Raw genomic sequence first — 23,320 nt, 5'->3', positions numbered from 1 at the left:
GGACTCGAACCCCCAACCTTCTGATCCGTGGTCACGTGCTCCGAGGGAGCGACCTAGTGCAGGACGTGCGGCCCTACGGACAACGACAGCGGTTAGCGGGCGCGCCCCGTTGCCATCGAGAACCATCGGGATGCATTTGCGTGGAGCTGTTTAAGTCGACCAAAAAGGTGAGTCAGTTCGGACTGATGGATGACCGACCTCAATGAAGCGTCACTAGGACTCCGAAGTAGGTCACTAGGACTCCGAAGTAGGTCACTAGGACTTCGAAGTAGGCTCGAGGCCTGCGAGTTCGGCGACCTCCTCGCTCTCCTGCAGCCCACCTGGCAATGCCGCCGGCTGCTCGATCTCGAGCGTCTCGACATCGCGTAGCTTCCGAGCGACAGCACGGGTACGAACACCCGCCTCCGAAACAGTCCTTTGAGCAGTCGCAAGCTGCTTCTCCAACTTGTCCCACACGTCGCCGTACTTCTGGAATTCGTCCTTTGCTGCGCTCAGCACCTTCCAGACTTCCGAACTTCGTTGCTCGATCGCGAGCGTTCGGAAGCCCATCTGAAGGCTGTTGAGCAGGGACATGAGCGTCGTCGGTCCCGTGATGAGAACTCGATGGTCGTTCTGCAGTTTGCTGGCAAGTCCAGGTTGACGGACCACTTCGGCGAAGAGCCCCTCGGTCGGCAAGTACATGATCGCGAAGTCGGTTGTCTTGGGAGGAGAGATGTACTTGGACGAGATGAGCTTCGCCTGCGTGAGAATGGCCCTTTCTAGGGTCTTTGCGGCCACGTCCACGAGAGCTTTGTCCCCCGCCTCCTGGGCATTCAGCAAGCGCTCGTAGTCCTCCTGCGGCAGCTTCGAATCGATAGGCAAGTAGACGGCTTCATCGGGAGTGCGCCCAGGAAGCTTGACAGCGAACTCGACGCTCTCGGTTGTCCCCTCTTTCACGACGAGGTTCTGGACGTATTGCTCGTGCGTCAGCAAGTCTTCGAGCTGCCGAGACAACTGGACCTCCCCCCAGCTGCCGCGACTCTTCACGTTCGTGAGTACGCGCTTGAGCCCCCCGACATCCGACGCGAGTGCCTGCATCTCGCCAAGACCCCGCTGGACGAGCTCAAGACGTTCGCTCACCAACGCGAATGACTCACCGAGTCTCTTCTCCAAGGTGCCTTGCAACTTCTCGTCGACCGTCTCGCGCATCTTCTCGAGCTTGGCTTCGTTGCCGGTTCGCAGCTTGTCGAGCTCCTGACGCATCGACTCTTGAAGCTGACCTTGCTTGTCCGCATTGCTCACCTGTAGTTGCTCGATGGTGGCCTTAACCGCCTCGAGCTTCCGTTCGTTACTCGACTTCATGCTGTCGAACTCGACCCGGAGAAGATCTTGAAGTTCTTGCTGCTTGACCGCGTTCTGGTCCGTGAGCACCTGTACCCGCTCGGCATTCTTGGCCAGAGCCGCGGTGTTCGATTGCTCCAGCCTCTCAACGGCCTCTCGAATCTTCTCGAGTTTTGCCTCGTTTGCAAGGCGCAGCTCGTCGAAGTTCGTGCCGACGGACGTGCGAAGGGCGGCATCACCGGCGAGCACTGCTTGCGCATGCTCGTGGAACTTGTCACGAAGGTGGGCGAGCCCTTGGTCCAGGTTGCCGCGCAGCTCGGACTGCGTTGAGCGCTGAAGTTCGACCGCTTGGTCGGCTGCGACCTTGTGCTCGCGCAAAGTGGTCGACACCCGGGCATCCAGGGCTCGCTGCCCCTCGTTGATGGCAGCACCGAGCTCTTGCCTCTGGGCACTGAGGTCTTGACGTATGTCAGCCCCCAGGGACGAGAGGGCTCTCTCGTCGGCTGGCGACGCGGGGCCGACGCCGCCTCCTGGGCGGCGGACAGCCAGCATGATCAAGACAAGGATCGTCAGGACGAGATTGATGATGAGCACAATCGTGCTGATGTCGAGCAAAGCCGCCCCCAGGTTCCGCGCCTGACCCCCAGGCGGGCCTACTTTAGACCGACTTGGCCCAGGGCATCGCCCCCCAACGGTGGGCATTCGACGATGGAAGGTGGACCGGGGTCGATCAGTCAGGCCCGCGGCCCTCCTGAGGCAAGATGCTGTCGACGTACGCGTCCAGCTGGTCTCCGATTCCGCGGAAGTCCCCGTCGCCCAGGGCCTGGATCTGGAGCCCCTCCCACAAGCCGACCAGCTGGACGGCAGCGACGGCGGGCGGCATGAAGCCGTCGCGTCCACCTTCACCGCGAGCGTCCCCGATCAGTCGAGTGAAGTAGGCGATGGCTCGTCGATACCGCTCGGCGAGGTAGCCGTGGGCAGGGTGCCCGACGGCGACGGCCTCGGAGGCGACCCTCGTGTGCAGCTCGATCAGGCCCGGCTCGTCTCTCGCGTCGAGTCGCGCGTCGGCCCCGATCGCCGCGAGTTCCTCGGCGGGCTCGACATCCTCCTGCGCCCGGCTCGCGAGCATCTCGTCTCGACGACGCAGCACGGCCGTGAGCAGCTGCTCCTTGGAACCGAAGTGGTACAGCAAGGTCGACGGACTCACGTTCACCCCGTCCGCGACATCCCTCACACTCGTCCCGTGGTACCCGTGGCGAGCGAAGCGGCTGGTGGCGTCAGAGAGGATCTCTTCTCGCCGCTTCTCCCCCGGGGCGTAGCCGATGCCGCTGCGCTCAGCCATGTCGGCCAACGTCACGACCACCTCCGGGACGCCCACCGACTCGAGGCGGACTCCGAGACCAGCCTCGGCGTCGAGGAACCCAGCCGGCTGGATGTCCCCGGGCAGGTACTGAGCCAGGAGGCGCAGCCCGGTCCACAGCACGAGCGACTGCTCCAGACCCAATGCGGCCACCGACGGCGATCCGTCGAGCCTGCGGCTGATGTCGGCCCATCGCTTCCCGAGCCGCGCACGCGCCTCGACTGCACCGTCGGCGGTCTCCAGCATCGATGCGAGAGTGTCGAACGAGGGCACCGCAGCCGTCGCCCTGGCCACTGCGCCCAGGGACATCTCACCGGCGGCCATTCCGTCGAGCACACGACCGAGCTCGTCGTCGAGCCCCTCGAAGACAGCAAGGATCAGGGACGCTTTCGAGCTGAAGTGACGCAGGAGCCCTGGGTGACTGACGCCCGCACCTGCGGCGACGTCACGCAGGGACACCGGCACCAGGCCACGTTCGACGAACGCGATCCGGGCAGCTTCCACGATGTTCCGCCGCGTCTGCCGAGCTCCCGCCGCTCGCCCCTGCACCACGTTCGCCACGCCCCATCGTCCCACCTCAAGTAGTTACCAGTTAATCAGGATTCAGTTACCAACTGTTCCAAATTGCCCTATGCTCGCGTCATCCACCACTGGACCCCGAGAAGGAACCCCATGACAGAGACGTCACCGGCCGACGCCGAGACCTCCCCGCAGCCGTCAGGAACGACAGCCAGCAAGGGCGGCACCGCCAGTCCCACCTACTTCGCCACACTCGGATTCGCGACCTTCGGCTTGTACTTGGCACTGCTGACGCCGGTCTTCGTCTCGATGGCGTTCAAGCTCCAGCACATCACCTCGTCCCCCGAGGCAGCCGTCGGCGCCCTCGGTCTCGTCACGGGTGTCGGCTCCCTGTTCGCTCTCGTCGCGAACCCGCTCGTCGGCCGCCTCTCGGACCGCACGACCTCTCGTTGGGGTCGTCGCAGGCCCTGGATCCTCGGCGGCGCACTCGTGGGCGTCTTGTCGTGCTTGCTCATCGGAGTCGCCGACGAAGTCTGGGTCGTGCTCGTCGGGTGGTGCCTCACCCAGGCCGCGATCAACGGCGCCCTGGCTGCGACGAACGCGACGGTCCCTGACCAGGTGTCGCCCGCGAGGCGCGGACTCGCCTCGGGGATCATCGGCGTCATGACCTCCGTCGCCATCCTCGGCGGCAGCTTCCTCGTCAACTTCATCGCCGGCGACGTCGGGCGGTTCCTCGCGCCCGCGCTCGTCGCACTCGTCGCTGCCGCCGTGTTCGTCATCACCCTCGACGATCGCAAGCTGACGACCGCGCCGCGCGAGCGCTACGGGATCCGCGACTTCTTCGGCTCGTTCGCGTTCGACCCCGTCCGGCACCGGGACTTCGCCCTGGCGTGGCTGACCACGTTCCTCGTGATGTTCGGCTACGCAGGCGTGGCTACCTTCCTGCCCCTCTACCTCAGCGACCGCTTCGCACTCCAGGAACAAGAAGCCATCGGGATCGTCCTGCTCTGCAACCTCGCCTCGACGATCGCCACCGCTGTCTCCGGCGCACTCGCGGGCATCGCCTCCGACCGGACAGGCCGACGGCGTGTGTTCGTCACGGCAGCCGGCGTCATCATGGCAGGAGGGCTGATCCTCATGGCCGTCGCCCCCTCAGTGCCCGTCGTCATCGTCGGACAAGGACTGATCGGCCTCGGCGCGGGCGCGTTCCTCGCCGTCTCGCTCGCCCTGGCGACCCAGGTCCTGCCCGACCCCGCCGACACGGCCAAGGACCTCGGTGTGCTCAACATCGCCAACGCCCTGCCCCAGTCCATCGCGCCGGCGATCGCACCGTTCATCATCGCCGTCGGTGCGACGACCGTCCTCGGCGGCTACACCGTCTTCTATCTCTTCGGCGCCCTCGTCGTCCTGGCTGGCGCCTTCGTGGTCTACCTCATCAAGGGAGTCCGATGACCCACCGTGCCCCGACCACCGTCCCGGACAGCTCCGACCACGAGGTCGAGCACGACATCGACCGTCGCTACCGCGACCCCGATCTCCCCACCGCGGAGCGGGTCGAGATCCTGCTGCGACAGATGACCCTGGCCGAGAAGGCCGGCCTGTTCTTCCACGACATGATCAGCATGGGCGAGGGCGGCGAGCTCTCCGAGGGCGACGAGGAGTTCCACCTGCCCTCGAACGCGACGTTCGTCCTCGAACACCAGATGTCCCACTTCAACCTGCTCACGGGCGGCGACCCCCGTCAGATGGCGGCTTGGCACAACCGCATCCAAGAGCTCGCTGCCTCCACTCGGCTCGGCATCCCCGTCACCATCTCGAGCGACCCCCGGAACTCCTACAGCGACAATCCCCTCGCGGGCCTCCTCGCGGGCAGCTTCTCGGTCTGGCCGGAAGCGCTCGGCCTCGCCGCCACGCGCGACGCGGACCTCGTCCGCCGCTTCGGGGATGTCGTGCGCCGCGAGTACAGGGCTGTGGGCATCCGCGTCGCCTTGCACCCCCAGGTCGATCTCGCGACCGAGCCGCGATGGGCGCGGCAGCTCGACACCTTCGGTGAGGACGTCGAGCTCACCTCGCGCCTCGGCACCGCCTACGTCGAGGGGCTTCAGGGCGACCGTCTCGGCACCGAATCGGTGTCCGCCATGATCAAGCACTTCCCCGGAGGAGGCGCCCAGAAGGACGGCGAGGACCCGCACTTCGGCTACGGCCGCGAGCAGGTCTACCCGGGCGGGCAGTTCGAGCTCCACCTCAAGCCGTTCGAGGCAGCGTTCGCAGCAGGCGTCAGCCAGGTCATGCCGTACTACGGCATGCCCGTGGGCACCGAGCACGAAGAAGTCGGATTCGGGTTCAACCGCTCAGTCATCACAGGTCTGTTGCGGGAGCGGTACGGCTTCGACGGCATCGTGTGCACCGACTGGGGCCTCCTCACCGACTCCGAGGTCTCGGGCGAACCGTTCCCCGCCCGCGCCTGGGGCGTCGAGCACCTCGACCAGAGCGACCGCATGCTCAAGGCGCTCGACGCCGGCGTCGACCAGTTCGGCGGCGAGAAGTGCCCCGACGTCCTGATCGGGCTGGTCACGAGCGGCAGGGTGGACGAGGCCAGGCTCGATCAGTCCGTCCGCCGCCTCCTCCGTGAGAAGTTTATCCTGGGGCTCTTCGACCAGCCTCTCGTCGACGTCGAGGCGGCAGGTCGGATCGTCGGATCACCCGAGTTCATCGCGGCGGGCGAGGAGGCGCAGCGAGCCTCCCTGACGCTCCTCACGAACCGAGCTGCCAACGGAGGCGAGGGAGCAGCCGTCCTGCCGGCCCCGCGCGGCAGCCGACTCTACGTGGAGGGCATCCCACGCGAGATGGCGGCGCTCTACGCCCAGGTGGTCGACACTCCGGAGGCAGCCGACATCGCCGTCATCCGGACGCACGCGCCGTTCGAGACCCGACCGACAGCGTTCGAGAACTACTTCCACGCGGGATCGCTCGAGTTCGCCGCGGAGACCTCCGCCCACCTCCGTGAGATCGCATCGGCCGTCCCGACGATCGTCGACGTCTTCCTTGATCGGCCCGCCGTCCTGACGCCGATAGTCGAGGACGTCGCGGCGATCATCGGCAACTGGGGAGCCGGGCCAGGAGCCCTCCTCGATCTGGTCTTCGGCGAGGCTGCGCCCCGAGGACAGCTCCCCTTCGATCTCCCGTCGAGCACTGAGGCTGTCGAGGCAAGCCGCCCCGACGTCCCGTTCGACACGGCGTCGCCGCTCTTCCGGTTCGGCCACGGACTGACCTACGACGCACCTCCGACTCCCTAATGCCCACCACGCCAGACCACGAGAGGACAACGATGCTCACCCTCGAGTCCGCCACCCAGAGGTTCACCGAACGGTTTGCCGCGTCGGCCCGCGCCACCGAACACGGCAAGGGGCTCATCCCCGGGGGCTACAGCCGTACGTCCTTCAACTTCGGTCCGCACGCCGTCTTCGTCACAGGCGGCAACGGGGCCTTCATCGACACGGTTGACGGCCATCGCCTGATGGACTTCAACAACAACTTCACCGTGAACATCCTGGGACACGGCCACGAGGCCATCTCCGATGCCCTGATCGCAGCGATCCCCAGCGGGGCCTCGTTCGGGAATCCGGTCTCGGAGGAGGCCGAACTCGCGGCGATCCTGATCGACCGCATCGCATCGGTCGAGAAGGTGCAGTTCTCGTGCTCGGCTTCCGAGTCGGTGATGACCGCGGCGCGCATCGCGCGGGCTTACACGGGCAGGACCAAGATCGCGAAGTTCGAGGGCGGTTACCACGGGTTCACCGACCCCGTCAGTGTGTCCGTGCACACGCACGAGGCACCTGAGTACGGGACGGACGGGAATCCGCGACCGGTCGCGGACGATTCCGGCGTGCCGCAGCAGACCGTCGATCTCGTTGTGGTCCTCACGCAGAACGACCTCGTCGGGACCGAGCGCATCTTGCGTGAGCACGGAGCCGACCTCGCTTGCGTCTTCGTCGAGCTGGAGTCAGGAGCCGGCGGCCACGTGATGCTCTCTGACGAGTTCGTGCACATGCTGCGCCGTGTCACCAACGAGCTCGGCATCGTCCTCGTCATCGACGAGACCGCGAACCTCAGGGCGGCTTACCACGGCCTGCAGAGCGTCTACGGCGTCGAGGGCGACCTGACGGTCATGGGCAAGATCATCGGGGGCGGCCTGCCGCTGGGCGCCGTCGGAGGGCGAGCCGACATCATGAGCGTGCTCGAGACCGGACGGGTCGCCATCTCGGGCACTCACCACGGTCATCGCCTCGCCCTGGTCGCCGGCATCGCGTGCATGCGTGCGCTCGACATGGCCGCCTACGACCGCCTCAACTCCATGGCCGGGCGCATCCTCGCCGACCTGAGCTCCTGGGCGGCAGAACGGAACAGCCCCTTCACCATCTTCGGCCGGGGTTTCTCGTCCCTCGCCTACGCCTACGCCTACTGCAACGAGCCTGGCCAGCAGGTCACGACGCACCGCGACTACTGGCACAAGGTCGATGCGGAGAGGACGCAAGCGCTCTCTCTGGAGCTGGCAAACCGTGGTTTCTTCCCGGTCGCCCGTGGAGAACTGTCACTCTCCCTCGCGATGACCGACGACGACATCTCCGCGTTCATCCAGACCGTGAAGGACATCGTCACGGATCTCGAGTCCTGACCGGGTCGGGAGCTGCCGAGCAGGGGCACACCAGGCCTTCTCGTCACCGGCCCACCGGCGCCGTGACGAGGTGCGGGCGCCCGGTCAACGGGTGCTCGGTGATCGCCGAACGGCAGCCGAAGACTTCTTCCGTGAGCCCTGAGGTGAGCACCTGAACGGGGTGCCCGGAGGCGCGGATGCGCCCTTCGTGCACGACGAACAGATGATCGGCGTGGGCGACGGCGTGGTCCAGGTCGTGCAGCACGACGACCCTGGTCAGGTCGACGTCCTCGAGGAGGGCGAGCAGGTCGTGCTGCGCCCGGACGTCGAGGTGGTTGGTGGGCTCGTCGAGCAGGAGCACAGGCGCGTCCTGGGCCAGGGCCCTGGCGAGGAGCACTCTCTGACGCTCGCCACCGGAGAGCGTCAGGTAGCGACGGTCGAGGAGGTGCACGGCGCCGCATTTCTCGAGGCACAGCCGCATGATCTCGCGGTCCGCCGCGGACTCCACGGCGAACCATCTCTGGTGAGCATGGCGTCCGGTCGCGATCACGTCTCGGACGAGGAGGCTGTCGTTCGTCGTCTGGTGCTGGGTGACGACTGCGCGGAGTCGTGCGGCGTGGCGAGGGGTGATCGTCGAGACGTCGGTGTCACCGATGAGGATGCTTCCCGAATCGGGCTGCAGGGCTCGATACATCGCGCGGAGGAGGGTCGACTTCCCCGAGCCGTTCGGGCCCACGATCGCGACGAACGAGCCCTGCTCCACCTCGAGGCTCAGGTCGTGGATGAACGGGCGTCCGCCCAGGCTGATGGTGACGTGGTCGAGGGAGACCCTCATGCTCGCTTCCCCTCGGAGTTCATCAGCCAGAGGAAGAAGGGGCCGCCGATGAGGGCGGTGAACACGGTGAGCGGGTACTCGTTGGGGCTGCCGACAGTGCGTGCGACGAGATCGACGAGGATGAGGAACAGCGCCCCCGCGATCGCCGAGACCGGCAGCAGGCGCCTGTGGTCTGACCCGACGAGCAGCCGCATCGCGTGCGGGATGATGAGGCCGACGAAGCCCACTCCCCCGGCCACGCTCACCGCCACCGCCGTGAGGACTGCCGAGACCAGCAGCAGCCCGAGTCGGGTGCGCCGCAGGTCGACGCCGACTGCGGTGGCGTCGTCGTCGCCGAGTGCGAGAGCGTTCAGGCCTCGCGACTGAGCGAGCAACCACGCCCCCGCGACGACGAGGACCACCGCGGGCAGGACCAAGGCCGACCACCGTGCCCCGGCGACACTTCCCATCATCCAGAACAGGATGCCTCGCAGCTCACCGGGATCCGCGTGGAGCTGGACGAAGCTCGTGCCGGCCATGGCGACGTAGCCCAGGGCGACCCCCGACAGCACGAGCCTCATGTCGGTGAACGAGCCAGACCGCTGCGCGAACGCGAAGACCAGTCCGAGCAGCCCGATCGCCCCGACGAAGGCGGCGACGGAGGTCGTGACGCCCAGCAGGGCGGCCGACCCGAAGGCCATCACCAGGACGGCCCCGAAGGAGGCGCCCGAAGACACCCCGATGATGTACGGGTCCGCCAGGGGGTTGCGGAGCAGCCCCTGGAGAGCTGCCCCCGCGAGGGCGAAGGATGCCCCGACGATCCCGGCGAGGACGACCCGGGGAGCTCGCAGCTCCCAGATGATCCTCTGGTCGAGGGGATCGATCGAGCCCCTGTCCCCGCTGAGGTTGCCGACGACGGTCCGCACGACCGCCTCGGGGCTCACGGAGACGCTGCCGATCGAGACCGCCACGACGGCGACGACGGTCGTCGCGGCGGCCAGGACGACCATCCACGCGAGCAGCGAGCCCTGTCGCGTCGGCGACGTACGAACCTCCACGAGCCCCGGCCGATCAGAAGGCGTCGGGGTGCGCAGCGCGAGCGATCTTGTCGATCGCGGCGGCGTTCGTCGGCCCGACGTACACCCCGTCCGACACGGTCACGTAGCTGTTGTTCTTGGCTGCGTCCCACTGCGGGTACTCGGCGAAGAGCGCTGCCGCCTCAGCGTCGAGGTCTTCTCCCCGAGTGAACCCGCCGACGACCAGGATGTCCACATCGGCGGAGGATAGCTGCTCTTCGTCGATGGCCGAGGTGAAGGTCAACCCGCTGTCCTTCAGTGCGCCCGAGACCCCTGCGCGGGCGAGGACGTCGTCGAAGATCCCCCCGAGGAACACGGCGGGCATCCCGTTGGGCGTCATCATCGACATGCCGGGGAACACGATCAGCCCCGTGGGCTCTTCCTTGCCCTCGACGGCTGCCGACACGGCGTCGATCTGACCGCGCAGGTCATCCACGAGGACCTGCGCCTCGTCCTGCACGTCGAAGACGTTGCCGACCAAGTTGAGAAAATCGAAGGACGACTCCACGGTGGCCTCGTCGAACGCGCCGAGTTCTTCCTCTGTCGCGTCCTCCTTGCCCATGGCGCAGTTGGCAGGGTTGACGAGGGTCTCGATGCCCGCCTCGGCGAGCTCCTCCCGTGACGACTGACCGGAACTCGGGTCGAACCCTCCCGAGGTCGTCGCGATGACGAGGTCCGGCTCGAGCGCGAGGAGCTGCTCGGCGGGGATCTCGAAACTGCCGGCCATGTCGACGTCTCCCGTCGGGAGCGCGTCGATCTGCTCGACCAGTCCCGGCATGTCGGACATGCCGTAGTTCTGGGTGTTCGCGAGGATCGTGTCCTCGAGATCGAGCATCACGAGTGATTCCACCTCGGAGACCGACGCTCCGTTCATCAGGACGACTCGAGAGGGCCGCTCGTCGAACGTCTGGGTGAGGCCGCAGTTCTCGACGCTGAGGGGATACGACGTCGGCCCGCCGGTGAGCGTCGTCCCGTCGCCGACCGGGCCGGCTGAATCGGCAGGAGACGTAGTGGCCGAGCACCCCACCAGGGCGGTGAGGGTGACGAGTGATCCGAGGGCCAGCGCGGTACGTGATCTGGCGAAGTGCATGGGAAGGCCTTTCTTCAGAGGGAATGATTGACTCTACAAGTTGTAGAACACAGCGACACGCGGATTCCTCCACGTCGACACACCGTGCGCCGCATGGCGAACGGATGCCCGTGCAGTGTCAGCGTGCGGGGGCGCGGAGCTCTTCGACGAGCGGTGCGAGGAAGTCGCGAGAGAGGTCGGTCAGTGCCGGGCCGGCCTTCTCGGGAGTGCCCGTGTCGATTGGGGGCTCGGGGGCGTACTCGGCGCCCAGAACGGCGAAGCGTGCCATCTCGTCCCCGCACAGGTACGAGACCAGCTTGATGGCGAGGTCCATCCCCGCGGTGACTCCCGCCGCGGTCAGCCGGTTGCCGTCCTCCACCACGCGCTCATTCACCTCGACGGCGCCGTAGCCGGCCAGGAGGTGCCGGACGGACCAGTGCGACGTCGCACGTCGTCCCTCGAGGAGGCCTGCGGCGGCGAGAGCGATCGAGCCGGAGCAGACGCTGGTGACGTAGGTCGCCTGGTCGCCGAGGCGTCGCAGGTCGGCCATGGCACGGGCGTCACGGAGGAGGATGCCCGTGTCGCCACCGGGCACGAGGAGGACTTCCGGGGCGACACGCATGTCGTGGAGCGCCAGCGCGGGCACCAGGGCCACACCGCTGCTGCTCAGCACCGCTTCATCCGCGGAGCCCGTCGTGACGAAGTGCACGTCCGCGCCCGTCGCTGCCAGGAAGTGGAAAGGACCGACGACGTCGAGAAGCTCGAAGCCGGGGTGCAGGACGATCAGGATCGTCTTGCCCGTGGCGAAGCGCATCCCGGGCCGCGCGGCGAGGGTGTGGTGAGCGGCGATCGAACGGTCGATGGCGTCCTGCTTGGCGGGGTCGTCGCCGACCACGCTGAACAAGGTGCTCCCGGTCGGGTCGTTCCCTGCCGTGTGTCCGGGCAGCGCCGCAGTCTCGGCGGTGTCGTTGAGTTCGTCGTTCACGTGTGGTTCTCCTTCTCGTAGTGGTCGTGACCGGTCGGGGTCGGCCGTCAGCTGTCCGCGTAGACGAGCTGGAGGCGGCCGGTGAGCGGGTTGACGAGCGTGTCGGCGCGGACGCCGAACACGCGCTGCAGCAGCTGCGGGGTGAAGACCTCGCCCGGCAGTCCCGAGGCGACGACCCGGCCGTGTTCGAGCACGACGATCTCGTCGCAGTAGGACGCCGCGAGGTTCAGGTCGTGCAGCGTGACCAGGGTCGTGACGTCGAGCGCCCGGACGAGAGCGAGCAGCTGGAGCTGGTGTCGGAGGTCGAGATGATTGGTGGGCTCGTCGAGAACGAGGAGCCGCGGCTCCTGCGCGAGCGCGCGGGCGAGCTGCACGCGTTGCCGTTCTCCACCCGAGAGCGTGCTCATGCCACGGTCGGCGAAGTCCTCGACACCGGCCCTCCTCATCGCCAGCTCGACGACTCGCCCGTCCTCGGCACGGCCCGATCCGAGCAAGCTGCCGTGCGGTAGGCGTCCGGTCGTGACGCAGTCGACGACGGTGAGTTCGAGGTCGACGGGGCTGTCCTGGACGACCGCTGCGGTGATGCGCGCCGCCTCCTTGGCCGACATCGACCACACGTCACGATCCTCGGCGAGCACGGTCCCCTCGGCCGGCCGCAGCATGCGGTAGATCGTCCGCAGGAGCGTCGACTTGCCGCTCCCGTTCGGGCCCACGAGGCCGACGACGTTCCCGTGGGCACTCAAGGCCACCTCTTCGATGATCCGGCGTCCGGCGAGGTCGACGCTGACGCCTTCGACGCGGAGCGCTCCGCCTGCCCTGACGCTCATCGTCCGCTCCGCCCGGAGCGGCGCAACAGCCAGAGGAAGAACGGTGCACCGACGACGGAGGTGAGGAGGCCGACCGGCACCTCGGTCGGCGCGAGAAGCAGCCGGGCACCGATGTCCACCAGCACCAGGAGGAGCCCTCCGGCGAGAGCGGACGCAGGAAGCACCCAGCGGTGGTCGGAGCCGATCACCATGCGGACGGCGTGCGGCACGACGAGTCCGACGAACCCGATGGAGCCGCTGACCGCCACGACGACGCCGACGAGCAACGAGGTGATGACGAACAACCCCAGTCGCACCCGGCCGACGTCGACACCTAGGCTCGCGGCCGTCTCGTCACCAGTGAGGAACGCGTTGAGGACGGGAGCGAGGAGCACCAGCACGGCCGTCGACGCGACCAGCACGAGGGCCGGCACACCCAGGTCGCTCCAGGTCGCCGCGGCGAGGCTGCCGGCGAGCCACGAGAGCACCGGCCCGACGCCCTGGTTCGTGCCGCTCGACCGGAGGACGAGGTAGCTCGTGACGGAGCTCAGCAGGTACGACAACGCGACGCCCGCGAGCAGCAGCCTGTTCGGTGTGACGCGCCCTCCCTGCTGGGCGAGCACGAAGACGAGGAGTGTCGCGACGAGAGCTCCGACGAAAGCGGCCAGCGGTGTGGACACGGAGGCGAGGGCACCGGTCGTGAGGGTGAGCGCTGCGACCGCGGCGACGGAGGCGCCCGACGAGACACCGAACACGAACGGGTCTGCCAGGGGGTTCCGCACGACGGCTTGGAGGACGGCACCCGCGACCGCGAGGGCCGCTCCGACGACGAGGCCGAGCAGGGCGCGAGGAAGACGGAACACCCACACGATCTGGTCGTCGAGACCGTCGACCTGGCCGAGGGCCCACGGCGCCAGGCGCCCGCCGACGACCTCGAGGACTCGACTCGGCGCGATGCCGACGCTGCCGACAGCCACGGACAGGACGACGGCGACGAGGCAGGCGGCGACGAGCGCGCCGACCATCAGCTTCGGGCGACGGGGAGCCGGTCGCCGAGTCACGGCGGCCCCTTCGCTCACGACGAGGGAACCGGGAGCTTCAGGTCGGGGTGGATCGCGTTGGCGATCTTCGTCAGCCCGACCATGACCGAGATGGAGGAGTCAGTCTCCTGCGTGGGCACCTCGGTGATCTTGCCGGCCTGCACGGCGGGCAAGTCGGGGAAGTTCTCCTCGAGGAACGCCTTCTGGGACGCGAAGTCCTGTCCGGGGAAGGTCCCCACCAGGACGACGTCCGCGTCGGAGGCGGCGAACACCTCCTTGCTGACGTAGACGGAGTCCGACGAGAAGACGTTCTCACCTCCCGCGGTGGTGATCAGGTCGTCGTAGATGCCACCCGCGAGGACGATCACCGGGCCGGTCCCGCCGTTGAAGTAGGCCGTCCTGGTGATCGGCTCGTCCTCGACGGCCGAGACGACGGCCGACCTGTCAGCCTCGAGCTCCGCGACGACCTCGTCGGCCCTGTCGGCGACGTCGAAGATCGTCCCGTAGTCGCGGAGCGTCTTCTCGACGGACTCGATGTTCCAGGTCTCGGTGCTCTGCGAGTCGGTCGAGCCGCAGAGGTTGGCGCCGTAGACGGCCGCCCCGGCCTGTTCGAGCTGCTCGACGGATGCGTAGCCCTGCGAGGCGTCGAACGCGAAGCCGTCGAGGACCTGACCGGTCACGAAGTCGGGCTTCTCGCTGAGGAGGACCTCCTTCGAGGGGAAGCCCATCTCGCTGCCGACGTTCTTGAGCCCGGTCGCCTGCGACGCGACCGACTCGGGATACGGCGCGTAGTTCTCCTGGACCGCGACGATCCGGTCGCCCAGGCCCAGGGCGAGGAGCGCCTCCGTGTTCGACTGCCACAGGCTCACCACACGCTCCGGCGGGGCGTCGATGGTGATCTGTCGACCGCAGTTCTCGAGGGTGAGGGGGTATGCGCTCGACGTCGCGTCAGTCGACGTCGCACCGGCAGGCGGACTCGCGGGCGTCGCCTCGTCGCCCGTGGCAGTGCACGCGGTGGTCAGGAGCAGGAGCGCGGCCGCTGCCCCGGTTCCGGAGAGGACGCGTCGGACAGTGGGCCGCATGGGACTCCTTCAGTCGGTGATGACGTCTATTCTACGTATCGTAGAAGGGGCTCGGGCAACACTTCTCGACCATGAACTACATTCTGTAGAACACCGTCGCGACGACACCGACGAACGATTCGAGGGAGCATCGATGACCACCGCCAACGAGGTCGACCACCTCCCGTGGCTCGACACGGCGACGAGCCTCACACAGGTGGTCGCCATCGCCGTCTTGATCGTGTTGGTGCTCGCTCGACCCACGCCGGACGACGACGACCCGCGGGCCGTGACCCTCGGCGACGACGTCGCCTCCCTGAGGCACCTCGCCGACCGGCTCGCCTCCCGATTCGCTCGAACGCGTCGAGCACCGAGAGACCCGTCGTGACCCCGCCGCTGTTCCGGGCCCTGCGCGCCCGCCGGACGCCCAGCTCCTCGACTCGGGGAATGACCCGGCCTGCAAGACAGTCAGTACGCGTGCACGACATCACCCGGGCGGCCCGCGACGCGCTCCTCGTCGAGCTCCGGCCCGTGCATCCGGACCAGGAGCTCGAGACCTTCGAGGCCGGGGCGCACGTCGACCTCCACCTCGACGAGCGCCTCGTGCGCCAGTACTCACTCGTCAGCCACGGCGACGACACGGCGAGGTACCTCGTCTGCGTGCGCCACGACCCGAACGGTCGCGGCGGCTCGGCGGCGGTGCACGAGCGGCTCACCGTGGGCGACGTGGTCGACGTGTCGAGGCCCCGCAACACGTTCCCCCTCGGCCGGTCGGACTCGATGGCGGTCCTCCTGGCAGGAGGTGTGGGCATCACGCCGTTCGTGACGATGGCCGAGCAACTGCACCGGTGGGGCACGCCTTTCGAGCTCCACGCCTGGTCCCGCGACGCCGATGCCCTCCCCCTCCTCGCCGTCCTCACCGCCAGCCCCTGGCGTGATCGCGTCACCCTGCACCACAGCGATGAAGGCGACTCCTTCCGGACGAGCTGGCCACGGTCGCTCGAGACGGTCGACGACGGAGGCGCGGTGTACGCCTGCGGGCCCGCGGGCTTCGTCAGCGTGGCCCGGGACCGCGCCCTCGCGGCGGGCTGGCGGGCGGACCAGGTGCGATCCGAGAGCTTCGACCCACCCGCCGAGACGCCACGAGACGGCGATCGGAGCTTCACCGTCGTGGCCCGCTCGACGGGCGAGAGGATCGAGGTCGGGGCGGACGAGTCCCTTGCGGAGGCCCTGGAGCGGCGAGGCTATGAGACCTACCGTTCCTGTGGCCAGGGTCATTGCGGGTCGTGCCTGACCGCCGTGCTCGCCGGCGTCCCCGATCATCGGGACGATTTCCAGACGGAGGCGGACCACACCGCAGGGACCCACATCAACACCTGCTGCTCGCGGTCGCTCTCTTCCGTCCTCGAACTAGACGTGTGAGCCGTGGGCGGTCACGCGGGCCCGTGGGCCTGGGCCTTGGGCGGCGGGAGGTGTTCTCTACACGTTCATCAGGACGAGCATCCACGCCATGCCCGCGGCCATCACGACGTGGCAGAGCAGGTGGACGCGGTGCCCTCGGCTGATGAACATCTGCACGAGCCACCAGAGGGCCGCCACCGCTGAGACGACGACGAAGAGGACGTTGACGACGTCGGCCCAGATCGGGGTCGCCATCAGCATGTCGGCACCGGCATCCGCTCCGGCGTGCTCGGCGTGGATCGATCCGCCGGCGGCACTCATGGCACCGGCCATCAGCAACGGCATCGCGGCGAGCATCCAGATCATGGCCGCGTCCAGCGCGATGTGGCCCACGAGCTCGGTGCGCCCACGCCGGGACGACGCGCGCAGGAGGGGCGGCACGAGCGAGAGGCCGAGGATCACGAACAGGAGGACCTGCGCCCAGGTCACGACGTCCATCGCGAAGAACCAGGTCATGGCGATCATGGCGATGCTCATGACGCCGTGGTTGACGTCGACGAGCTCGCCGTCGGTGATGGCTGCTCGCCGGTCCGTGGCACGGAGCCTTCCCACCAGGGCGTCCCCCACGCAGACCACGAAGGTGAACGCGAAGGCGATGGTCAGGACGATGTTCCAGGGGTAGTCGATCACGTCGCCAGGCTAGTTCTACATCTTGTAGAGTGCCAACTCGACGACCGGACGACCCCGGTCCCGATCGAAAGGCTGGCATGACCGCGACCGAGATGGACCGCCGCACCGGAGCCGACGTCCCGAACAGACCGACAAGCCGAGTTCACCGTCCAGGCAAGCGTCCGACGAACTGGTTCGCTGCTTTCTGGCGGTGGCACTTCTACGGTTCCATCATCGTCGTCCCGGTCCTGTTCATCCTCTCGATCTCGGGCCTGACCTACATGTTCCGAGCCGAGGTCGATTCGTTCACCCATCCCGGCGTCCTCACCGTCACCGCCCCCGAGGGCGCAGAGCGCGCCTCCCTGTCGAGCCAGGAGGCCGCTGTCCGGGAGGCCTTCCCGGACAGGGAGATTCTCTCCGTCGTGGACGCGACCGGCGACCGTTCGACCGTCTTCGTCACGGAAAGCGCCGACGGTGTCGGGAGCAACGTCTACGTCGACCCGTACTCGACCACCGTGACGGGGGACCTGACCGAGAACGAGCTCGTGTCGAACCGGGCTGAGCGCATCCACGGCGACCTGCTGCTGGGCGACGAGCAGATCGGCGACCGGATCGTCGAGCTCGGGGCCAGCTGGGCGATCGTCCTGACCATCACGGGGTTCATCATCTTCTTCCTGGGTCGCCGCCCCCGAGGCGCCGCTCGGGCGAAGAAGGTGCCGGGCTCCAGGCTGCGCGGAATGCACGCGATCGCCGGCCTGCCGGTCGGGCTGGGCATCCTGATGTTGGTCGTCTCTGGCCTACCGTGGACGGGCGTCTGGGGTTCCCTTGCCGAGCAGGTCGCGGCGGGCGACGGAGAATCCCTGTGGGGCGCAGACCCCGGCGCCGAGTCGACCCTCGGCGACCTGATCGAGGACACCAACGGCACGACGGCGCCGGCCGGCTGGGCGATCGCAGGCGGCCCCCTGGGGACGAGCCAGGGCGCCGGCCCGATGATCTCGATCGACGAAGCCGTCGCGGCCGCTCGCAACGAAGGCGCGCCCGAGCCGTACTCGATCGTCTACCCAGAGGGGGACGACGGCGTCTTCAGCGTGATGGGCAGCCAGTGGAACGACAACGGCAACCCCTCCGAGTCCGACGTGGCCCTGGAGAAGACCGTCCACGTCGACCAGTACACCGGCGACGTCGCCGGCACCTATGGTTACGACGACTTCAGCGCCACCGCCAAGACGGTGTCACAGGGCGTCGCGCTGCACGAGGGACGTCGCTTCGGCACTGTCAACACGGTCCTCACGGTGCTCTTCTGCCTCGCCGTGATGTTCCTCTGCATCTCGGGGCCACTCATGTGGTGGACCCGTCGAGGACGCGCCTCGGGACTCTCAGCCCCCCGGGCAGCGCTCCCCGTCTGGAGCAGCAGGGTCCTGCTCGTCGCGATGGTGGCCTTAGGGCTCTTCCTACCGGTCTTCGGACTCTCCCTGATCCTCGTGCTGGCACTGGACCAGCTGCTCATCCGCAGAGTCCCGCGCCTGCGCAAGTTCTTCGGCTCGGTCTGATCACACAGCCGAGTCGCGAGATGTCGGACGAGACTGCCGACGACCGCTCGGGCATCACGCCCGCGCGGCCCACGATGGAAAGGAATGCATGATGACCACTTGGACAGGGCCCGTGAACGGCCTCACCTGCAACGGCTGCGTGACGACGGTCACCGAGACTCTCACCGGCCTCGACGGCGTCGACTCGGTCGACGTCGACCTCGCCCCCGGGAAGACCTCGACGGTCACCGCGCACGGCACGCGCGAGCTGAGCGACGCCGAGGTCGGCGCCAGCCTCTCGGCGGTCGGAGCATTCTCGATCGCTCGCTGAGGAACCGGTCGACGTCGAGAGAACACGCTCCCCACCGCGTTCTACAGCACGTAGAGTAGGAGGTGCGTGAGGCGTCGACCGGGAGGCCTCCATTTGAGAGGACCCCCTGTGCAGACCACGTTCACCGTCGCCGGCATGACCTGCGAGCACTGCGAGAAGCGAGTCGCCGGGGAGGTGGGCGATGTCTTCGGTGTCGAGTCCGTGACCGCCGACCACGTGACGGGCCTGATCTCAGTGACCAGCGCCTCTGCGCCCGATCCCGAGGCTGTCCGCGAGGCGGTCGAGGAGGCGGGCTACACCGTCGTCGATGGCTGAGACGGTCTCGCCACAAACGGCAGCCGACCCCGCCCAGCGAACTCGCGATCGGCGCACGGCCCTCGGCTCCGTTTTCGTCGGCATCCCGCTGCTCGCCGTCGTCGTGACCGTCGTCGTGATGGGCCCGTCCGGGTACGAGTCCCTGCACCGACCTGTGCCCGACCTCGTCACGTCCCTGACGAGCGGCCTGCTCCGGGTCGTGGCCGAGTGCGCCAGCTCCGTGACGGTGGGCGCCTTGTTCTTCGCCGCCTTCGTCCGAGCGCGTTCGGGCGCACGCCGGCTGGTCGTCGACAACGGTCGTGACCTCGGCACCATCCGGTGGGCCTCGCTCCTCTGGGCCCTCAGCGCGACGAGCCTCGCAGCCGTCGACGCCGCCGACGCCAGCGGCCAATCGCTCGACCGCCTGCTGGAGCCTGGCTCGCTCTCGTACCTGATGTCCGCCTCCTACTTGCCCGGCGCGTGGGTGGTGGCAGCTGTAGTCGCGTGGACCATCTACCTGATGGCGAACTTCCTGGGCACATGGCAGCCGCTTCTCGTCATGCTCGCCCTCAGCCTCATCGCCGTCCTCGCCCCTGTCGTCGTCGGGCAGGTCCTAGTCGGACCGCAACACGACTTCGGCGGCGACGCTGCCATCATTGGCACACCCGCCATGACCATCCTCACGGGGCTCGTGTTCCTGGTGGCCTGGGCTGCTGCGCGGGGGGATGCCCTCGGCGCCGTCGAGTCCCGCCGCCTGCGGTGGACGGCGGTCGTGACCGGCGCGATCGCCGCGGGCACCCAGGTGATCATCGCCGCGTTCATGTTGGCGGGCTCGGCTCCGTGGGAGACAGCGACGGGGTGGCTGTTCCTGGTGCGGTTCGCCCTCCTCGGCGCCCTCGGCGTGCTCGGTTGGCGGGCGACACGACCAGATGCCGCTCCGAAGCACTCGACCTGGACGATCACGTCACTCACTGCCCTGCTGCTCTCTGCACACCTGGGGATCGCCAGCGCCATGACGCGCATCCCGCCTCCTCAGTACTTCGTCCCCACCTCGGTGGACCAGGTGTTCCTCGGCTACGACGTCGACAGCGAGCCGAGCCCGCTCGTGCTCCTCCTGGAATGGCGGCCCAACATTCTCTTCGCCGTCCTGACCGCCGCCGGGATAGGCCTGTACCTCTGGGGTGTCCGACGGCTCCGACAGCGAGGCGACGCCTGGCCCGTGGGACGCACGGTCGCATGGGTGCTCGGCTGGGCCACGGTGTTCCTCACGACGTCCTCCGGCCTCGGCAAGTACTCCAGCGTGTCCTTCAGCCTGCACATGATCCTGCACATGTCCCTCAACATGCTCGGGCCGCTGCTGCTCGTGATGGGCGGCGTCGTGACGCTCGCCCTGCGAGCCAGCACCGCGCACCGGAGGAACGAGCCCGCAGGCGTGCACGAGTGGATCACCGCGGTGCTGAACTGGCGCCTGACCCACGCGTTCTACCACCCAGTCCACGTCTTCGTCTCGTTCGTCGGCACCTACTACCTGCTCTACCTGACGCCGATCTTCGGGGAGGCACTGAGGTACCACTGGTCACACCAGCTGATGAACCTCGACTTCCTCGTCATCGGCTACGTCTTCTACAGCCTCGTCATCGGCGTCGACCACCCGCCACGTCCGCTGCCCCACATCGGCAAGCTCGGCCTCGTCCTCGCCGCGATGCCGTTCCACGCCTTCTTCGGCGTCGTCATCATGTCGAGCGAGACCGTGATCGCACAGAACTACTACGAGTACATCGGCAAGTGGTGGATGACCGATCTCGCCCACGATCAGTACGTCGGCGGCGGCATCGCCTGGGCCGCCGGCGAGCTTCCCCTGATCGCAGTCGTCATCGCCCTCGTCACCCAGTGGTCGAGACAGGACTCCCGACGCGCGAAGCGGGTCGACCGCCACCTCGACAGCGGCATCGACGACAGCTTCGAGGCCTACAACGACATGCTCCACCGGCTCTCCGGCCGGAGCACCACCCCCTCGGGACCGCCCGAGACGACGGCGACCGCCGAGCGGGTGCCCGAGATGAAGGACCAGACGTGACCACCACCTCCCAGCCCACGGCAGCCGTCGACACGACCACCGGCCCGTCGGAGGCGTACTTCGAGCTCGACGTCGGCGGCATGACCTGCGCTTCGTGCGCGAACGCCGTGGAGCGGAAGCTCAACAAGCTCCCCGGGGTGACCGCCTCGGTAAACTACGCCACCGAGCGCGCGCTCGTCTCGGGGCTGGCCCCCGCGCAGGTCGACACGGCCATCGCCGCGGTCGAGAAGGCGGGCTACGCCGCCGCGATGCGACAGGGCGACGACGACAGCTGGACCGCCAGGGCCACCGAGACCACGATCACGTCGCTGCGTCGCCGACTCGCCGTGGCGGCGCTGCTCACCATCCCGCTCTGCGACCTGACGATCCTGCTCGCGCTCGTGCCTGGTTTCCGGTTCCCGGGCTGGCAGCTCGTCTGCGTCCTGCTGGCCGTGCCCATCGTCACGTGGGCGGCGTGGCCGTTCCACAAGGCGACCTGGCGCAGCCTTCGTCGAGGCACGTTCGGCATGGACAGCCTGGTCTCGCTCGGCAGCATCGTGTCCTTCGGGTGGGCTGTCTACACGCTCGTCTTCGCCCCGAGCACAGAGCCGGGCTACTGGCTCGGCTTCGGCGTGACCCCCGCCGGCGCCGACGCCATCTACCTCGACGTCGCCGCCGGCATGGTCACGTTCCAGCTCGGCGGGCGCTACTTCGAGACCCGCTCGCGCCGCCGCGCCGGTGACGTGCTGAACGCCATCGGGAACCTCGCCGTCCGGCAGGCCCGCATCCGAGACGCCGACGGTGCCGAGCGTGTCGTGCCGTCGACCGAGCTCCGTGTCGGAGACACGGTCGTCGTCCTCCCTGGCGAGCGCATCGCCGTTGACGGGACCGTCTCGTCCGGGACATCCACCGTCGACACCAGCGCCATGACCGGTGAGTCCGTCCCCGCAGACCTGGCACCGGGAGACGACGCCATCGGCGGAACGGTCAACGTCACCGGGCGTCTGGAGATCACCGCAGTCACCGTCGGCGCCCGCACCCGCCTGGCACAGATGGCGGCCCTCACCGAGGACGCCCAAAGGCGCAAGGCCGGGGTGCAGACCTTCGCCGACAAGGTCTCGTCCGTCTTCGTGCCCTGCGTGATCGCCCTCGCAGCCATCGTGACCGCCATCTGGCTCCTGACCGGCGCCGAACCCTCGACGGCCGTCGGCAACGGCATCGCTGTCCTGATCATCGCGTGCCCCTGCGCCCTCGGCCTCGCCACCCCGACCGCGCTCATGGTCGGCATCGGCCGCGGCGGCCAGCTCGGCGTGCTCATCAAGGGACAGGACGCCCTCGAGGCGAGCGGCGTCATCGACACCGTCGTCCTCGACAAGACCGGCACCGTCACCACCGGCGGCATGCGCGTCGTCGACGTCGTCGTCACCGGGACGCTCGATCGGGAGACCCTGCTGCACCTCGCCGGCAGCGTCGAGACCGCCTCGGAACACGCTGTGGCCCGCGCCGTCACGGCGGCAGCATCCGCCGAGGTCGGTGCCCTGTCCACGCCCGAGGGCTTCACGGCGCTGACCGGCCTCGGAGCACGCGCCGTCGTCGACGGCCACCAGATCCTCATCGGCAACGCCCGCCTCCTTCGCGAGAACGGGATCGAGCTCGACGCCGTGCTCACCGAGGCGGTCGAACGGCTCGGCTCGACCGGCGCCTCCGCGGTCCTGCTGGCGGTCGACGGCATCGCCTCGGCAGTGTTCGGGGTGCACGACGACATCAAGCCGTCCGCACCCGCCGCGGTCGCGGGCCTCCGAGCACTCGGCCTGCGCACCGTGCTCCTGACCGGGGACACGGACGGCGTGGCACAGACGGTCGGCGCAGCCATCGGAGTCGACGAGGTAATTTCGGGCGTCCTGCCGACCGACAAGGCCGCCGCGATCTCCGCCCTCCAGGCCGACGGGCACAGGGTCGCGATGGTGGGCGACGGCGTGAACGACTCCGCTGCCCTCGCGACCGCCAACCTGGGGCTCGCGATGGTGCAGGGCACCGACATCGCGATGAAGGCCGCCGACATCATCCTGGTCAGGGACGACCTCCGGGTGGTCGTGGACGCCGTCCAGCTGTCACGCCAGACGCTCCGGACGATCAGGCTAAACCTCGTCTGGGCGTTCGGGTACAACGTCCTCGCCATCCCGCTGGCTGCGGTCGGCTTGCTCAACCCGCTGATCGCGGCGGCGACGATGGCCCTGTCGTCGGTGCTCGTCGTGTCGAACAGCCTGCGACTGCGCTCGTTCGAGCCGAACCGCAGCGGAGGCGCACCTCGCGGGTGATGCGCCTCCGCTGACGTC

20 protein-coding genes are annotated in these 23,320 nt (G+C 68.2%); 10 read left to right on the top strand and 10 right to left on the bottom strand.

The features are described from left to right. Positions 1–255: 255 nt before the first annotated feature. Complete coding sequence (rmuC, locus tag IFT77_RS14110; RefSeq protein ID WP_244638825.1) at positions 256–1,935, bottom strand: DNA recombination protein RmuC; 1,680 nt, start codon at positions 1,933–1,935, stop codon at positions 256–258. 115 nt (positions 1,936–2,050) lie between these two features. After that, positions 2,051–3,241, bottom strand: a complete 1,191-nt coding sequence (locus tag IFT77_RS17565) for a TetR/AcrR family transcriptional regulator (RefSeq protein ID WP_192170329.1) — start codon at positions 3,239–3,241, stop codon at positions 2,051–2,053. Between the two features lie 111 nt (positions 3,242–3,352). Between IFT77_RS17565 and IFT77_RS14100 the strand changes: the two genes are divergently transcribed. Genes IFT77_RS14100 through IFT77_RS14090 form a run of 3 tightly spaced genes read left to right on the top strand, consistent with a single transcriptional unit; the run spans position 3,353 to position 7,874 of the window. After that, on the top strand, positions 3,353–4,651 hold the full coding sequence (locus tag IFT77_RS14100) for an MFS transporter (protein WP_192170328.1): 1,299 nt from the start codon (positions 3,353–3,355) through the stop codon (positions 4,649–4,651). Beyond that, the gene (locus IFT77_RS14095) at positions 4,648–6,495 is read left to right on the top strand and encodes a glycoside hydrolase family 3 protein (RefSeq protein WP_192170327.1); all 1,848 of its coding nucleotides are present in this window, start codon (positions 4,648–4,650) and stop codon (positions 6,493–6,495) included. Before IFT77_RS14100 ends, IFT77_RS14095 begins: the two co-directional genes overlap by 4 nt. A 32-nt stretch (positions 6,496–6,527) precedes the next feature. Beyond that, complete coding sequence (locus tag IFT77_RS14090; RefSeq protein WP_192170326.1) at positions 6,528–7,874, top strand: aspartate aminotransferase family protein; 1,347 nt, start codon at positions 6,528–6,530, stop codon at positions 7,872–7,874. Between the two features lie 43 nt (positions 7,875–7,917). On the opposite strand, the gene IFT77_RS14085 is transcribed toward IFT77_RS14090, so the two are convergent. The 7 genes from IFT77_RS14085 to IFT77_RS14055 form a co-directional block, all read right to left on the bottom strand. Continuing rightward, complete coding sequence (locus tag IFT77_RS14085; protein WP_192042487.1) at positions 7,918–8,688, bottom strand: ABC transporter ATP-binding protein; 771 nt, start codon at positions 8,686–8,688, stop codon at positions 7,918–7,920. Continuing rightward, a complete protein-coding gene (locus tag IFT77_RS14080; protein ID WP_267658545.1) occupies positions 8,685–9,725 on the bottom strand; it encodes an iron ABC transporter permease in 1,041 nt (346 codons plus the stop codon). The genes IFT77_RS14085 and IFT77_RS14080 overlap by 4 nt, the downstream gene beginning before the upstream one ends. 13 nt (positions 9,726–9,738) lie before the next feature. Further along, positions 9,739–10,833 (bottom strand): ABC transporter substrate-binding protein, encoded by a 1,095-nt coding sequence (locus tag IFT77_RS14075; protein WP_192120290.1) that lies wholly within the window; start codon positions 10,831–10,833, stop codon positions 9,739–9,741. 118 nt (positions 10,834–10,951) lie between these two features. Continuing rightward, the gene (locus IFT77_RS14070) at positions 10,952–11,797 is read right to left on the bottom strand and encodes a DJ-1/PfpI family protein (RefSeq protein WP_192042485.1); all 846 of its coding nucleotides are present in this window, start codon (positions 11,795–11,797) and stop codon (positions 10,952–10,954) included. Between the two features lie 47 nt (positions 11,798–11,844). Further along, positions 11,845–12,624: an ABC transporter ATP-binding protein gene (locus tag IFT77_RS14065; protein ID WP_192170325.1), complete on the bottom strand. Its 780-nt coding sequence runs from the start codon at positions 12,622–12,624 to the stop codon at positions 11,845–11,847. Then, positions 12,621–13,664 carry an iron ABC transporter permease gene (locus IFT77_RS14060; RefSeq protein ID WP_267658547.1) on the bottom strand — a complete coding sequence of 348 codons (1,044 nt, stop codon included), beginning with the start codon at positions 13,662–13,664 and terminating at the stop codon, positions 12,621–12,623. The genes IFT77_RS14065 and IFT77_RS14060 overlap by 4 nt, the downstream gene beginning before the upstream one ends. 14 nt (positions 13,665–13,678) lie before the next feature. Beyond that, a complete protein-coding gene (locus tag IFT77_RS14055) occupies positions 13,679–14,512 on the bottom strand; it encodes an ABC transporter substrate-binding protein (protein ID WP_192170324.1) in 834 nt (277 codons plus the stop codon). Between IFT77_RS14055 and IFT77_RS14050 the strand changes: the two genes are divergently transcribed. Then, on the top strand, positions 14,490–15,092 hold the full coding sequence (locus IFT77_RS14050; RefSeq protein WP_192042482.1) for a hypothetical protein: 603 nt from the start codon (positions 14,490–14,492) through the stop codon (positions 15,090–15,092). The genes IFT77_RS14055 and IFT77_RS14050 overlap by 23 nt on opposite strands. An 89-nt stretch (positions 15,093–15,181) precedes the next feature. Then, a complete protein-coding gene (locus IFT77_RS14045; RefSeq protein WP_192042481.1) occupies positions 15,182–16,126 on the top strand; it encodes a PDR/VanB family oxidoreductase in 945 nt (314 codons plus the stop codon). 57 nt (positions 16,127–16,183) lie between these two features. Here the strand turns inward: IFT77_RS14045 and IFT77_RS14040 are convergent, their stop codons facing one another. Further along, the gene (locus IFT77_RS14040; protein WP_192042480.1) at positions 16,184–16,795 is read right to left on the bottom strand and encodes a DUF5134 domain-containing protein; all 612 of its coding nucleotides are present in this window, start codon (positions 16,793–16,795) and stop codon (positions 16,184–16,186) included. 77 nt (positions 16,796–16,872) lie between these two features. Here IFT77_RS14040 and IFT77_RS14035 point away from each other — a divergent pair, with 77 nt between their 5' ends. The 5 genes from IFT77_RS14035 (at position 16,873) to IFT77_RS14015 (ending at position 23,302) form a co-directional block, all read left to right on the top strand. After that, positions 16,873–18,324: a PepSY domain-containing protein gene (locus IFT77_RS14035; protein WP_192170323.1), complete on the top strand. Its 1,452-nt coding sequence runs from the start codon at positions 16,873–16,875 to the stop codon at positions 18,322–18,324. 91 nt (positions 18,325–18,415) lie between these two features. Then, positions 18,416–18,634, top strand: a complete 219-nt coding sequence (locus tag IFT77_RS14030; RefSeq protein ID WP_244637981.1) for a heavy-metal-associated domain-containing protein — start codon at positions 18,416–18,418, stop codon at positions 18,632–18,634. 66 nt (positions 18,635–18,700) lie between these two features. Then, positions 18,701–18,949: a heavy-metal-associated domain-containing protein gene (locus IFT77_RS14025; protein WP_371741068.1), complete on the top strand. Its 249-nt coding sequence runs from the start codon at positions 18,701–18,703 to the stop codon at positions 18,947–18,949. Then, on the top strand, positions 18,942–21,005 hold the full coding sequence (locus IFT77_RS14020; RefSeq protein WP_192042477.1) for a cytochrome c oxidase assembly protein: 2,064 nt from the start codon (positions 18,942–18,944) through the stop codon (positions 21,003–21,005). Before IFT77_RS14025 ends, IFT77_RS14020 begins: the two co-directional genes overlap by 8 nt. Then, positions 21,002–23,302, top strand: a complete 2,301-nt coding sequence (locus IFT77_RS14015; RefSeq protein ID WP_371741067.1) for a heavy metal translocating P-type ATPase — start codon at positions 21,002–21,004, stop codon at positions 23,300–23,302. Before IFT77_RS14020 ends, IFT77_RS14015 begins: the two co-directional genes overlap by 4 nt. Positions 23,303–23,320 lie beyond the last annotated feature (18 nt).

Source organism: Frigoribacterium sp. CFBP 13729, from assembly GCF_014841875.1.
GTDB lineage: Bacteria > Actinomycetota > Actinomycetes > Actinomycetales > Microbacteriaceae > Frigoribacterium.
This window is presented reverse-complemented; position numbering and strand designations above follow the sequence as displayed.

Coding starts and splice junctions, on each gene's coding strand:
- IFT77_RS14100 (WP_192170328.1), top strand. CDS start 3,353: ATGACAGAGACGTCACCGGCCGACGCCGAGACCTCCCCGCAGCCGTCA.
- IFT77_RS14095 (WP_192170327.1), top strand. CDS start 4,648: ATGACCCACCGTGCCCCGACCACCGTCCCGGACAGCTCCGACCACGAG.
- IFT77_RS14090 (WP_192170326.1), top strand. CDS start 6,528: ATGCTCACCCTCGAGTCCGCCACCCAGAGGTTCACCGAACGGTTTGCC.
- IFT77_RS14085 (WP_192042487.1), bottom strand. CDS start 8,688: ATGAGGGTCTCCCTCGACCACGTCACCATCAGCCTGGGCGGACGCCCG.
- IFT77_RS14075 (WP_192120290.1), bottom strand. CDS start 10,833: ATGCACTTCGCCAGATCACGTACCGCGCTGGCCCTCGGATCACTCGTC.
- IFT77_RS14065 (WP_192170325.1), bottom strand. CDS start 12,624: ATGAGCGTCAGGGCAGGCGGAGCGCTCCGCGTCGAAGGCGTCAGCGTC.
- IFT77_RS14035 (WP_192170323.1), top strand. CDS start 16,873: ATGACCGCGACCGAGATGGACCGCCGCACCGGAGCCGACGTCCCGAAC.
- IFT77_RS14030 (WP_244637981.1), top strand. CDS start 18,416: ATGACCACTTGGACAGGGCCCGTGAACGGCCTCACCTGCAACGGCTGC.
- IFT77_RS14020 (WP_192042477.1), top strand. CDS start 18,942: ATGGCTGAGACGGTCTCGCCACAAACGGCAGCCGACCCCGCCCAGCGA.